This window comes from Cecembia calidifontis, from assembly GCF_004216715.1.
Lineage (GTDB): Bacteria > Bacteroidota > Bacteroidia > Cytophagales > Cyclobacteriaceae > Cecembia_A > Cecembia_A calidifontis.
Map to the genome: position 1 here is coordinate 790,283 of NZ_SGXG01000001.1, position 13,095 is coordinate 803,377.

General features: G+C 41.1%; 11 protein-coding genes. 9 read left to right on the forward strand and 2 right to left on the reverse strand.

Features of this window, described 5'->3' with window-relative positions:
- The first annotated feature begins 258 nt into the window (after nucleotides 1-258).
- Entirely contained in the window at nucleotides 259-861 is a 603-nt protein-coding gene (locus BC751_RS03380) for an RNA polymerase sigma factor (RefSeq protein WP_130274327.1), read from the forward strand.
- Entirely contained in the window at nucleotides 836-1,078 is a 243-nt protein-coding gene (locus BC751_RS03385) for an anti-sigma factor (protein WP_130274328.1), read from the forward strand. The genes BC751_RS03380 and BC751_RS03385 overlap by 26 nt, the downstream gene beginning before the upstream one ends.
- Before the next feature lie 40 nt (nucleotides 1,079-1,118).
- Here the strand turns inward: BC751_RS03385 and BC751_RS03390 are convergent, their stop codons facing one another.
- Complete coding sequence (locus BC751_RS03390; RefSeq protein WP_130274329.1) at nucleotides 1,119-1,994, reverse strand: alpha/beta hydrolase; 876 nt, start codon at nucleotides 1,992-1,994, stop codon at nucleotides 1,119-1,121.
- Between the two features lie 115 nt (nucleotides 1,995-2,109).
- Here BC751_RS03390 and nth point away from each other — a divergent pair, with 115 nt between their 5' ends.
- From nth to BC751_RS03405, 3 genes are read left to right on the forward strand one after another with little or no spacing between them, the layout of a single operon-like run.
- Nucleotides 2,110-2,796, forward strand: coding sequence for an endonuclease III (gene nth / locus BC751_RS03395; protein WP_130274330.1), 687 nt, complete (start codon nucleotides 2,110-2,112; stop codon nucleotides 2,794-2,796).
- Nucleotides 2,796-4,577: an asparagine synthase (glutamine-hydrolyzing) gene (gene asnB / locus BC751_RS03400; RefSeq protein ID WP_130274331.1), complete on the forward strand. Its 1,782-nt coding sequence runs from the start codon at nucleotides 2,796-2,798 to the stop codon at nucleotides 4,575-4,577. The genes nth and asnB overlap by 1 nt, the downstream gene beginning before the upstream one ends.
- Nucleotides 4,578-5,801: a glycosyltransferase family 4 protein gene (locus BC751_RS03405; protein ID WP_130274332.1), complete on the forward strand. Its 1,224-nt coding sequence runs from the start codon at nucleotides 4,578-4,580 to the stop codon at nucleotides 5,799-5,801.
- On the opposite strand, the gene gldB is transcribed toward BC751_RS03405, so the two are convergent.
- The gene (gene gldB, locus BC751_RS03410; protein WP_130274333.1) at nucleotides 5,770-6,774 is read right to left on the reverse strand and encodes a gliding motility lipoprotein GldB; all 1,005 of its coding nucleotides are present in this window, start codon (nucleotides 6,772-6,774) and stop codon (nucleotides 5,770-5,772) included. The two genes, BC751_RS03405 and gldB, sit on opposite strands and share 32 nt — an antisense overlap.
- 296 nt (nucleotides 6,775-7,070) lie before the next feature.
- Between gldB and BC751_RS03415 the strand changes: the two genes are divergently transcribed.
- The 4 genes from BC751_RS03415 (at nucleotide 7,071) to BC751_RS03430 (ending at nucleotide 13,087) form a co-directional block, all read left to right on the forward strand.
- Nucleotides 7,071-8,030 carry a fasciclin domain-containing protein gene (locus BC751_RS03415; protein ID WP_130274334.1) on the forward strand — a complete coding sequence of 320 codons (960 nt, stop codon included), beginning with the start codon at nucleotides 7,071-7,073 and terminating at the stop codon, nucleotides 8,028-8,030.
- 171 nt (nucleotides 8,031-8,201) lie between these two features.
- On the forward strand, nucleotides 8,202-9,116 hold the full coding sequence (locus BC751_RS03420; RefSeq protein WP_130274335.1) for a radical SAM/SPASM domain-containing protein: 915 nt from the start codon (nucleotides 8,202-8,204) through the stop codon (nucleotides 9,114-9,116).
- Nucleotides 9,117-9,380: 264 nt separating this feature from the next.
- Nucleotides 9,381-12,014: an SLBB domain-containing protein gene (locus BC751_RS03425; RefSeq protein ID WP_130274336.1), complete on the forward strand. Its 2,634-nt coding sequence runs from the start codon at nucleotides 9,381-9,383 to the stop codon at nucleotides 12,012-12,014.
- Nucleotides 12,014-13,087 carry an exopolysaccharide biosynthesis protein gene (locus BC751_RS03430; RefSeq protein ID WP_130274337.1) on the forward strand — a complete coding sequence of 358 codons (1,074 nt, stop codon included), beginning with the start codon at nucleotides 12,014-12,016 and terminating at the stop codon, nucleotides 13,085-13,087. Before BC751_RS03425 ends, BC751_RS03430 begins: the two co-directional genes overlap by 1 nt.
- Nucleotides 13,088-13,095: the final 8 nt, after the last annotated feature.

Consider the following 13,095-nt stretch of genomic DNA (forward strand, 5'->3'; position numbering starts at 1 on the left):
CGTTAAATACATGGATTTTTTTGTTTTATAAATTGTGTTTTTTTCGTTTCATGGCGAAATTTTATTTTATAAAAAAAGGTTTAAATGCAATTCCATTTCAACAAACACTTCAATGTCAAAATAGTTTTTAAAAAAATTTAATAATTTTTTGCATGTATGTTACTGAATCAATACATTTGATTACAGTAAAATTTTAATTGTTTCACCCCAAACATATACTATGGCATAAACCTCTACGTTATTTTAAAGTCCATTAGTATGAGTAAAAAGTTAGGTCCTAAGGACTCTGAACTGATTTCACAGTACAGAAACGGTAATGAGACCGCATTTGAAAAATTGGTAGATCGCTATAAATCAAGGGTTTATACCACCATCTACCTAATTGTAAAAGACCAAGGTGTAGCTGAGGATTTGTTACAGGACGTTTTTGTCAAGGTAATACATACCTTAAGCGCAGATGGCTACAACGAAGAGGGAAAATTTCAGCCATGGTTGATGCGCATTGCGCACAATCTTGCAATTGATTATTTCAGAAAGACCAAGCGCTATCCAACCATCGTGATGGAGGATGGAGAAAACTTGTTCAACACACTGAAATTTGCTGAAAACAACATTGAAGACCATAAAGTCAAGGAAGACACCCTTGAATTGGTCCGCAGGCTCATAGATGAGCTACCTGAAACTCAAAAGCAGGTACTTATTATGAGGCATTACATGGATATGAGTTTTCAGGAAATTGCCGAGCAGACCGGCGTGAGCATCAATACAGCTTTAGGAAGGATGCGTTACGCACTGATCAACATGAGAAAGAAAATGAAACAATTAAATTTTGCCTATGACAAAACCTTTTACCCCAAATGACCTGATCAGATATATCTATCAGGAAATGAGTGAGGGTGAGAATGAGCGGTTAGTGCAGGCCTTGCGCGAAGACGGTACTTTGATGCAAGAATATCTGGAAATGCTGAGCACCATCGATCAATTGGACCAACTCATTCTTGAACCTTCCGAAAAAGTAGTAAAAGGCATTCTTCGGAAAGCCAAATCTACAGGACTCGAAAAAATGAAGTCGTTTTAGTTTCCCGGTAACCTGAAAGCAAAAGCCTTCAGGTTTTTTTTTATAAATGCTGCCTGATAAAATTCTCAGTGATTTGAATGATCTCTCTGTAAATCGGTTCTGTAAACCCATGCCCCAATCCCGGATAATACTTAAAAGCTTTAGGAACACCATTTTCCCTAAGCCTCTCTTCCAACAAATAGCTCTGCGCTATGGGAACAATATCATCCCGGTCTCCATGAAAAAATGCCGTAGGCACAGCATTGGGTTGAATAAAATTGACCGGAGAACCATTTACGTACCGTACCCTGTCAATAATGGGATCACCGATCAGGTTCCTCAGTAAAAATTCAATCAGGGGATTGCCATTGCCTAAGGTGAGCAAATCCGTAGGAGGAAAAATGCCTACAGCAACTTTAACCAATCCATCATTGTTTTTATAACTGTGTAACAGACTTAAATGGCCACCTGCACTCCCTCCGGCCAAGACTACCTTTTCGGAAACATTCCATTCCTGAAGTTTGGAGCGGATAAAGTCCATGGCTCTTTCAATGTCCTCTTCCTGACTGGGAAAAGGATTTGCTCCGGTGATGGCATTGAATAGACGATAGTTCAAAGAGATGTAGGCATAATCCTGCTGTACAGCCTCAAACCAAGGCTTGAAATCTCTAAACTCGGCTTTATCCCCGTCAATCCAGGCTCCACCATGGATCCATATCAATACCTTGGTATTTTGTCTTGTCCTATTGGCCGGCAAATAAACATCCATTTTCTGACGGCTATCTGTCCCGTAGGATAAATCTATCAGCTCCAAGGGAATTCTTGGGTCCGGGATAGGATTATCCACTTTATCTTCCCCGCAGGAGAAAATAAAAATGAACCCTAATAAAAATATTGTTTTTGAAAAATACTGTAACCCAAAACCTTGCTTCATCATGATCTGAATATAATTAACGGCCAGAAAAACGTTTACCCCGAAATACTTGTTATAAAAGGTCTGGTAAAACCATTTTAATCTTTAAAATTGTAATTACAAAACAACAACAAAAATCATGCTCAAAAAAGAAAGGTACGCTGCTTTTATCGATTACTTTTCCTATCATATGCCGATCGCAAAGACCGAATTGATGTATGAAAATCCCTTCCAACTCCTGATTGCCGTGGTGCTCTCCGCCCAATGTACAGACAAAAGGGTAAATATGGTCACTCCGGCCATTTTCAGGGATTTCCCAACTCCTCAGCACCTTGCCGCCTCCAATTTTGAGGAATTGTTTCCTTACATCAAATCCATTTCATACCCCAATAACAAAACCAAGCACCTCTTGGGACTTGGAAAAAAACTGGTGGAAGAATTCCATGGAGAAGTCCCCTCAACAGTAGAAGAATTGATCAAACTACCCGGGGTGGGAAGGAAAACAGCCAATGTGATCACTTCAGTTGTCTGGAACCAGCCCAACATGGCTGTAGACACCCACGTTTTCAGGGTATCCAAAAGACTGGGACTGGTCAATCAGAATACCAAAACACCTTTGGAGGTAGAAAAAGATCTGGTAAAAAACATCCCCAAGAAATACATACATATCGCCCATCACTGGCTGATCCTGCACGGCAGATACATTTGTCTGGCAAGGAATCCAAAATGCCTGGAATGTCCGATTAAACATTTCTGTGGGTATTTTGAAAAAAATAAAGAAAAAATCATCGAGCAGGCTAATGCTTCCCCTACAACTAAGCGTTAATGTGCGGAATCAATATTATAATAGGTAAAGATCCAGAAAACCGGATTCAATCCATGATGGCAGCCACTGCCCATCGTGGCCCCGATCATTCTGCTCATTGCCAGGTAAACAATCAACTTCATTTTGCTGCAAATAGACTAAAAATCCTTGATCTTAGCGATGCTTCCAACCAACCCCTTTGGACAGAAAGAAAAGATGCTGTATTGGTTTGGAACGGAGCCATCTACAATTATCAAGACCTAAGAAATCAACTCCTCAATTGGGGTTACTCCTTTAGGACCAACTCAGATTCTGAGGTCTTATTGTATTGGCTAAAACATCAAGGGAAAGAGGGAGTGCAAAGCTTAAAAGGCATGTTTGCCCTTGCCTTTGCTGACTTGGAAAAAAATTCCCTGATTATAGCCAGAGATCCATCGGGTGAAAAACCACTTTATTATTCAGAAGAAAATGGCAACTGGTTTTTTTCTTCAGAATGTAAGCCCATAGTATTTGCACTAAAGCAGAAGCCTACTATCGATACAGGCCAGTTCCCCTATTTTTTTTTCCTCCGACATGCGCATCCGGGACAGTCTTTTTTTAAGGGTATCCAACAGTTCCCCACAGGTACATGCTGGACCATGGATCTCGAGGGGAATAACAGAAAAGAATTTGCCTGTTCTCTCCATACTGATCTTCAAAAAACCCCTGAATACAGCAAATTTGAAGACCTGTTAAAAGATGCTGTCCTAAAAAATTTCCATGCCGAAAGACCGGTTGGCAGCATGCTTTCCGGAGGAGCAGATTCCAGCCTGCTCTATGCCCTTTGGTATGAAGAAACAATGGTTCAGCTTCCTACTTTCACGGTTTGTTTTGAGGAAAAATTTCAAAAAAAATATTCAGATCCGCTTTTTGCCAAGCGATTTGGCAAAAAATATCCATCCTTCAACCATCCCGTTGAAATTACGTTCCAAAAGATACAGGACAATTGGAAAAAATATATTCAAAGTCTGGATCAACCCATTGGCGATAGCGCAGGCATACTTACTTGGATGTTGGCCCAAGAAGCTTCCAAACAGGTAAAAGTGCTGATCTCGGGTGCCGGGGCCGACGAGTTATTTGGGGGGTACAACAGGCATAAGGCTTATCTCTCCTATCATCAGCATCCAAAATTTTGGCATTTTTTAAAAAATTCCGGAATCGCCAAATTCCTTCCCGCTAATTGGGAGAAAATGGTAAAGAGTATAGAAGACAGCCCGAGCCTTACTTATATTCAGATGGCTGCTTTGGAAAATTTGCCAAAAGGACTTTTGGAGGAACTCCAATACCTCTACCCCCGCAAAATGAACGGTATTAAAAGTGCCCTTGATTGGGACAGGACCATTTACCTCGTAAATGATATCCTCAAAATCCATGACAATGCCTGCATGGCCCATGGAATTGAGGGAAGGGCACCTTATTTGGATACTGAATTGATTGCCTTAAGCCAACACCTAAATGAAGAAAAGCACAGAGAACTGATCGGAAAACAATGGATCAAAGCCTCACTTGAAAAAAGAAACCTGGATTTTGTTGGAAAAAGAAAAAAACTGGGTTTTGGTCTTCCATTGAAAGAATGGCTTTCAGACCGGAACTTTAGGCATTGGGTATTCGAACCAATCCAAAAAATGGAAAAAGAATGGGGAGGATTTTTTCCGCAAGAAATGCGTAATTTAGCTTTAAATCCCGCTAAAGCAGAAGGAAGAGAATTTCTCCAGGTCTGGAACCTTTTCCTTTTGGCTTCTTGGCTTAAGGAAAATCAATAAATGAGAGTTATTTACATCCATCAGTATTTTTTGACACCCCATGAAGGTGGGGCGACCAGATCCTATTACTTGGCCAAAGGGATGGTGGACCATGGGATTGGGGTAGAAATGATAACAGCCCACAACAAACCCTTCTATGACCTGAAAATCATCGATGGAATCAAAGTACATTACCTGCCTATCAAGTATGAGCAGGAATATGGTTTTTTCAAAAGAGTTTGGTCCTTTTTCGCTTTTCTCAACGCAGCAAAAACTTGGATCAAAAAATTGCCCCGTCCTGATTATCTCTATATTACTTCAACTCCCCTGACTACCGGTCTGATCGGATTATGGGCCAAGAGAAAATTTGCTTTGCCTTACTTGTTTGAAGTACGGGACTTATGGCCGGATGCCCCAATTCAGGTGGGCGCCATCAAGAACCCAATCCTAAAGAAATTCCTATATGCTCTGGAAAAGAGAGTTTACCACCATGCTTTAAAAGTAATTGCTCTTTCTCCAGGAATAGCTGACAATATCAGAAAGAAATGCCCAGACTGTGAATTGCAAATTGTGCCAAATTTTGCTGATAGTGAGGTATTTCAACCCAAAGAAAAATCCCCTGCTATTCTGAAGAAATATGGGCTAAAAAACGCCTTGACCATCACCTATGCAGGAGCCATTGGACTAGTCAACGCAGTAGATGAAATCTTGGACCTGGCCAAAGCTGCTCAGGACCAAGCATTGGAGTTTCAGTTTGTGGTCATGGGAAAGGGTTCTCATCTACCGGATTTACTCAAAAAGGCAAAATCACTGGAATTAAAGAACTTCATACATATCCCTTTCGGATCAAAAAATAAAGTTGCTGAAATCTTGAGCGCTTCTGATATAGCCTTTATCAGTTTTGATCATTTACCGGTACTAAAAACCAATAGCCCCAATAAATTTTTTGATGCTCTGGCCTCAGGTAAGGCCATCATGGTCAACCACAAAGGCTGGGTACATGACTTGGTCAAATCCTACCATTTGGGATTCTATTATAATCCCAAAAAACCAATGGAAGCATTGAATAAACTGGAAAACCTGTCCAAAAACCCTAAAAAGCTAAGGGAAATGCAGCAAAATGCCAGAAAATTATCCGAAAACTATTTCACCAAAGAAAGGGCAATAAAACAGATTCTCCACATTTTAAATCCTGGCAATTTTGCACCAGTATCTAACGACGGGGTTTATATCCTGACTGCCTGAAAATTTTCTCGGTATCGGACTCCATCATCACTTCCTGTAATGAAAACTTATTGTTGAAACGGTAATCATCTACAATATTCCAACCAAGCCAACGCCCTAACCTGCCAGGGGCATCGGGACTTATAGCATCTGTGAATGGGGCTTCTCCAATATATTTTCTGATTTCAAATGGATTGGTAGTAAATAGCAGGTCATTTTCAACAAAATGCGACCAAATCATCTCTTCATTGGCAAAACAGGCAGCTACTTCTTCTTGCGTATAACCAATTATAAATTCATCAGGAGTACAGGGCAGAATACTTTTGGTAAAATGATAAGCTTTGCCATAATAAATCATTTCAGCCAACAAAGTATTCTGACTCATGTCGGTTTTATTGAACTGAGAACTGATGGCCATGACCACCATGGGGACCAAATAATCTTTTTGATACCTCTTGGTGATGTATTGGGGAAGATCAGGGGGTTGGAACCTGTGTTCAAAAGGCAGATAATAATCCAATCCAATGACCAAAATATCTCTGTCCAAATAAATATCAGAGCCAAAGCCCGTGACAAAAGTGTAAACTTTTGGAACCTTGAACTCAGGATAATAATACTTAATATGCTTGAAAGCGGTTTTTAGTTTCTCTTCCAAATCGCTGAAATCTGAAAAATTCTTTTTAACTTCCTCATATAGCTCAACCATTAGACTGTCCTGGTTGACAAACATCAACTCTTCAACCAATTCATCTTTTGATGGGTACTGTCCAACCTGCAGATAATTTTTTGCAAACTCCGGATAGGTCTCCAACAGCAAGAGAAATTCGTCCTCTGTCCTTGCCTGAAAAAATTTATCCTCTAGGCGTTCCAACTCAAAATCAATCTCAATTGCTAAAATTTCATTATCCAGCACACATTCCTGTCCTTTTTTCTGACAAGAAAAGGAGAAGATAAGCATCAAAAACAAAGCAGAAATCCTCCACAAATAATCCATAAATCGCTATCTAATTCGTTGATACATGACAATGGTTACAAATTAATACAAATCTTAAGGAAGGATTGCTAAGTTTTTCAAGAAATAGAACTGTTTAGAAGCTCTGATTTGGATCCAAACCAAAAACCCAGCATTCAATCAATGTATATACAATAATTATTTTTACAATTATCTCCCGTTGATACCGCATAAAATTGCATACACAACAAAAATCTTCAAACCTTAAAAAACAAAGAAACCTTACCTGCCAACTAGAGTTTAAATACTGTCAATCTTTCACTAAACCAACATTAATTATGAAAAAGAAAGGTATTTTAAAATCCATTTTCACATTTCCATTATTAGGAATTGTGTTTGCTTTTGGACTATCATCATGCAATGACAACGATGATACCGCTCCGGTACAAGAGGCTACAACCATTGTTGACGTTGCTTCAGCTTCCAATGACTTTTCCACTCTGGTAGCAGCAGTTGATGCCGCTGGATTGGTGGAGACACTTTCCAGTCCAGGTCCGTTTACAGTTTTTGCTCCTACTAACGATGCATTTGCAAGGTTCCTGCAGGACAATAATCTAGAGGCTAATGACCTATTGCAATCCCCTGAATTAGGAGACGTATTGACTTATCATGTCCTTGCGGCTTCTGTTCCTTCCTCTTCAGTAACCCCAGGGAGAGTGAATACAGTTTCAGGTGTACCTTTCTTTGTTAGCCAGGCGCCAAACGGTAATCTGTGGATCAATGGAAATGCACAGATCATTCAAACTGATGTAACTGCTTCCAACGGTATCATCCACGTATTGGATTATGTAATCACTCCTCCTACTCAAAGTATTGCAGAGATTGCTATTGCCGCTACAGAATCTGCTACACCGCAGTTCACCCAATTGGTAGCTGCTTTGGTAAGGGCTGATTTAGCCGGCGCAGTTTCCGGTGGATTTGATGACGACCTCACGGTATTTGCCCCTACAGATGCAGCCTTTGAAGCACTTTATGATGCATTGGGAGTAAATGGTATTGATGATATTCCTTTGGAAACTTTAACCAACGTATTATTGTACCACGTGGTACCTGCAAGAGCCTTTTCTCAAGATTTGAGAAATGGTGCGGAGCTACCAACATTGCTAGAAGGTGCAAACTTAACTGTCAATTTGGGTTCATTGCAGATCAACGAATCTAATCTTGTTGAGTCTTTGCTGAACATCCATGCAACCAATGGAGTCATCCATGTAATCGACAGGGTACTTTTGCCTGAATAATTTATGGAGTACTGTAAAGGAGGCCTTGCCAAAATGGTGAGGCCTCTTTTTATTTTCAGATTCTTTTGATTATTTCAATCTGTGAAAAACAAATGGATTACAATCAGGGCGTATCTTTACCATTTAAGCTTTAAAAAAGCAGCCAATTTTTTTGTCTTGTACCTGTCTTTTATGCTCAGCAGGGCACTTAAAAAACCCATACACTGGGGTTTTCCCACTACACTTTCCATTGAACCCACCACAAGTTGTAACCTAAGATGCCCGGAATGTCCTTCGGGATTAAGGAGTTTTACCCGTCCCACAGGCATGCTTTCAGAAAATCTATTCAAACAAATAATTGGTGAAACCAAAGGATACCTGACCTATCTTCATCTGTATTTTCAGGGGGAACCCTACCTTCATCCACAATTTACAGACTTAGTCTCTTTGGCAAATCAGGCTGGTATTTTCACCTCCACCTCTACCAACGCACACTACCTGAATGAAGAAAACGTCCAAAAAACCCTCGATTCCGGACTAAAACAGCTCATCATTTCCATGGATGGCATAACTCAGGAGATTTATCAGGAATACCGAGTAGGAGGAAAGCTTTCCAAAGTAAAGGAAGGATTGGGTCTCTTGCTGAAACTTAGAGAGGAGAGAAATCTTTTATTCCCACGAATTGTCCTTCAATTCTTGGTCACAGGCCAAAATGAGCATCAGATTCCTGAAATTAAGGATTGGGCAAAAGAGATGGGGGTAGATGAACTCCAATTAAAAAGCACCCAGATTTATCATTTCGAAAATGGCTCTGAGCTGATTCCAAAGGATCTAAAGTATTCCAGGTATATTTCTGATGGAAATGGAAAATGGAAACTAAAAAAGAAAATAGAAAACAAATGCTGGAGGATGTGGCAGGGGGCTGTTATTACCTGGGACGGACGCGTAGTACCCTGTTGTTTTGACAAAGACGGCTACTATGTAATGGGAAAAGTGGGTGAACAGACTTTAGGGAAAATCTGGAAAAACGATAAATATCGGGCTTTTAGAAATCAGATTTTAGAGGACCGAAAACAGATTGAAATCTGCAAAAACTGTACTGAGTAAGCCCTCTGTTGGTAATTTAGTACCTGGACTATTTCTTTCCTGCTTGGAATACTTATCTTTACGCTGATTTTATACCATTATTTATTGGAAAAAATGCCATAAACCCTTTTTAATGGCGTTTGAATCGTTTAAGAAAAGGCGGAGAAAATCATATGAAATCTTACATGTCAGGGATCATAAGACAGAGGGAAATCCATTGACCATGCGAGATGGCATAGCCTGCCCTGAGAAATCGGGGAGACAACAAAAATCAATGAAAAACAAATGAAAGACCATTCTTCCAGAACCCATACAAACCACATTCCTCTTATCAGATTACTGGCTATTTTTTGCTTGGGACTATTTTTACTGATCTTACAAGCTCCAAGTTCCCATGGCCAAAACTTGCCGGATATCGCAAATATCAATGTTGATGAGCTGACAGACGAACAGGTCAGGGAATTGGTCAGGAGAGCCGGTGAGGCTGGAATAACCGAAATGGAACTGATCCAAATGGCAAGGCTTAGGGGCTTACCGGCCAGAGAAGCAGAAAAACTCCAAAAAAGAATTGAAGAATTGCAGCTCTCGGTTTCAGGAACGAGAACCCGTACCACTGCCTCCAAAAGAGATCCACGCCGGCAAATGGATTTCAATGAAATCAGCCAGGGAATCTTAAAATTTCAGCCTGAATTGGAAGAAGCCAATTTATCAAGTTCCAATATTTTTGGTCTGGACTTGTTCTATAACAAAAGCCGTAGGCTTAGTTTTGAACCAAGCCTCAACATGGCTACACCAAAAAACTATATTCTGGGGCCTGGTGACATGGTTTATGTGGATATCTACGGTCAATCCGAGCAATACTACGAAGCCAATATCAATGCAGATGGATTCTTGATTTTGGACAATATCGGACCGATCAGTGTTTCAGGAAAGACCATAGAAGAAGCCAGCGGTATCATTAGAAATAGATTGGCAACCTACTATCCTGGAATCAGGGGCAGCAATCCCAACACATTTGTTCAAGTGACATTGGGCAATGTTAGAACCATCAAGGTTCATTTGGTAGGAGAATTGCGATTGCCAGGAACATTCACCTTGAGTGCTTTCAGTACAGTTTTTAATGCCCTATATGCTGCAGGTGGTCCCAATGAAAATGGTACCATGCGGAATATTAAAGTAATCCGTGGCGGCAAACCTGTGGCCACGGTAGATGTCTATGATTTCCTGGTGAATGGCAAAGCAAATCTTGACATTCAGCTACAAGATCAGGACGTAGTTTTGGTGGAACCATTTATGGCAAGGGCCAAAGTTTCAGGAGAAGTGAAAAGGCCCAAAACATTTGAAGTGAAGGAAGGGGACACTTTTGAAGATCTCTTGCGCTATGCGGGAGGATTTACAGATGAAGCCTTTAAAGAACGCATCAATGTCAGCCGCATTACGGGAAAAGAAAAAGCAGTTTCTGACATCTATCAAAATCAGTTTGGGTTATTCTTGGTCAAAGGCGGGGATGAATACCAAGTTGGGCGGATCCTCAACCGGTACACCAATAGGGTGCAGATCAAAGGGGCTGTTTTTAGAGAGGGAAATTATGCCCTAAATGAAGGTCTAACGCTCAGCCAACTGATCAAAAATGCGGAAGGATTAAGAGGGGATGCTTATTTGGAAAGGGCCAGCATCCTCAGAACGTATGAAGATTTCAGTACCGAAGTACTTACTGTCAACCTAAAAGAAATCATGGAAGGAAGAGCTACTGATGTCTCTTTGAGAAGAGAGGATGTAGTACGAATTTCCAGCATCTATGATTTACAAGAAGAATTCTATGTTCAGGTAAATGGGGAAGTAAGAAATCCAGGAACCTATCCCTTCTCCAAAAACATGACCGTAGAAGAACTTATTGTCCTGGCCGGTGGCTTACGTGAAGCAGCCAATATCAAGGATGTTGAGATTGCCCGCAGGTCAAATGAAACAGCTATGGGGAATTTTTCGGAACTCATACCTGTCGAAGTTAATGAAAAGTTGATCCCAACTTCTAATTCCGTCACTTTGGAACCGTACGACATGGTAGTTATCCGCAGAAAGTCCAATTTTACCTTGGACAAGCTGGTCAAAGTAGAAGGACAGGTCAATTCCCCTGGAATTTTTCCGATAAAAAATGCGGAAGAAAGAATCTCCGATGTGATCAAAAGGGCTGGAGGACTTACTCCTTTTGCTTATCCAAATGGGGCCACCCTGATCAGAAGGACAGAATTTTTTGAAACAGAGTCAGAACAGGTCCGCAGGCAAAGAAACCTGATGGATCTTCAGCAAAAAATGCTCATGGACCCCAACAATACAGAGGCCCAGGAATTATTGCTGGAGAGGTTGTTCAGGGATCTCGGCACCATACCGCAGGAAAGCGGAGAAGGTCTGGAAACGGCAGCTACAAAAAGAGAAGTGATCACTGGAATCACTGAGACCAAGGCAGATATAGCTCCCGTAAAAATCAGACAGACAGAGGCAGTAGCCATAGATTTGGAAGCCATTATCAAAAATCCAGGTTCTGATCTGGACCTGATTTTAGAAGAAGGGGATATCATTTCTATTCCAAGACAGCTTCAGACGGTAAGGATGCGGGGGGATGTAGTCTATCCTGCCACCGTCAGATTTGAAAAAGATAAGGGAATGAAATATTACATCAACCGCGCAGGTGGCTTTGATATAAGGGCCAACAGAAAAAGGACCTATATCGTCTATGCCAATGGCGAAGTGGCCAGGACCAAAAGTTTGTTGGGACTAAGAAGTTACCCAGCTGTCAGGCCTGGATCTGAAGTAATCGTCCCTACCAAAGGTCCAAGGGTTCCTGTCCGACCAGGAGAATTGGTGGGCATAGCAACAGGATTAGCTACTTTGGTACTTGTGATCACCCAAATCAATCCCTAATGGCAGAGCAAAAACATATCATAGACGATAAAATCACCTTGAAGGAAGTGGTGGAGCGCCTACAATATTGGATACTTTTCTTTGTCGGACAATGGAAAGTGTTGCTGTTGGCCGGTCTGTTAGGGGTAGGATTGGGAGCGCTGGCTTCATTTCTTAAAAAACCTGTTTTTCAAGCTGAAACTACCTTTGTATTGGAAGAAAACGATATGTCCGGCCTCAGTCAAATGTCAGGACTTGCTTCTTTGGTTGGAGTAAACCTTAGTTCATTGGGAGCTTCAAGTGGACTTTTTCAGGGTGATAATATCATGGAGCTTTATCGCTCAGACAACATGCTGGGCAAAACCCTGCTCAGCCCCTTTGACGAATCATCTTTACTGATTGACCGGTATATAGCATTCAACAAGTTGGAGAAAAAATGGAAAAGAAAAGTGGATTTATCCACCATGGATTTTTCCATTGACCGGGAGGCTTTCACCGTCAAGCAAGATTCTGTAGTCAAGGAAATTGCCAAACTGATCAGGGAAAAACACCTCACAGTCAACAAACCCAACCGGAAGCTTACCATTATTCAGGTGAATGTCTCTTCAAAAGATGAGCCTTTTGCAAAAGTCTTCAACGAAACCTTGGTAGAGAATGTGAACAGCTTCTACTTTGAGACCAAAACCAAGAAAACTGCTGAAAATGTGGCCATCTTGCAGTCCCAAGCAGACAGCGTAAGGGCTATTCTGGACCAAAGCATTTTGGCCTATGCCAGCAGTACAGATAGGGTACCCAATCCCAACCCCATTCTGCAGGCGGCCACAGTGGAAGCAAGAAAGCGACAGGTAGATGTTCAGGCATCTACGGCCGTATATTCAGAGATTGTAAAAAACCTGGAAATAGCCAAAGTAAATCACCGCAACAATTCCCCCTTGATTCAGATTATTGATGCACCACGGTATCCCCTCAAAAGATCCGAAATCCGGTTATTGAAAGGAATGGTATTTGGTGGCTTGATTATCGGCATTTTGACTTTGATTTACCTGTATATAAGGCAATTGTACCGTCTTCACGTAAGGGGGACTGAAGCTTAGCCTTTTGG

Coding starts and splice junctions, on each gene's coding strand:
- BC751_RS03380 (WP_130274327.1), top strand. CDS start 259: ATGAGTAAAAAGTTAGGTCCTAAGGACTCTGAACTGATTTCACAGTAC.
- BC751_RS03385 (WP_130274328.1), top strand. CDS start 836: ATGACAAAACCTTTTACCCCAAATGACCTGATCAGATATATCTATCAG.
- BC751_RS03390 (WP_130274329.1), bottom strand. CDS start 1,994: ATGATGAAGCAAGGTTTTGGGTTACAGTATTTTTCAAAAACAATATTT.
- nth (WP_130274330.1), top strand. CDS start 2,110: ATGCTCAAAAAAGAAAGGTACGCTGCTTTTATCGATTACTTTTCCTAT.
- asnB (WP_130274331.1), top strand. CDS start 2,796: ATGTGCGGAATCAATATTATAATAGGTAAAGATCCAGAAAACCGGATT.
- BC751_RS03405 (WP_130274332.1), top strand. CDS start 4,578: ATGAGAGTTATTTACATCCATCAGTATTTTTTGACACCCCATGAAGGT.
- gldB (WP_130274333.1), bottom strand. CDS start 6,774: ATGGATTATTTGTGGAGGATTTCTGCTTTGTTTTTGATGCTTATCTTC.
- BC751_RS03415 (WP_130274334.1), top strand. CDS start 7,071: ATGAAAAAGAAAGGTATTTTAAAATCCATTTTCACATTTCCATTATTA.
- BC751_RS03420 (WP_130274335.1), top strand. CDS start 8,202: ATGCTCAGCAGGGCACTTAAAAAACCCATACACTGGGGTTTTCCCACT.
- BC751_RS03425 (WP_130274336.1), top strand. CDS start 9,381: ATGAAAGACCATTCTTCCAGAACCCATACAAACCACATTCCTCTTATC.
- BC751_RS03430 (WP_130274337.1), top strand. CDS start 12,014: ATGGCAGAGCAAAAACATATCATAGACGATAAAATCACCTTGAAGGAA.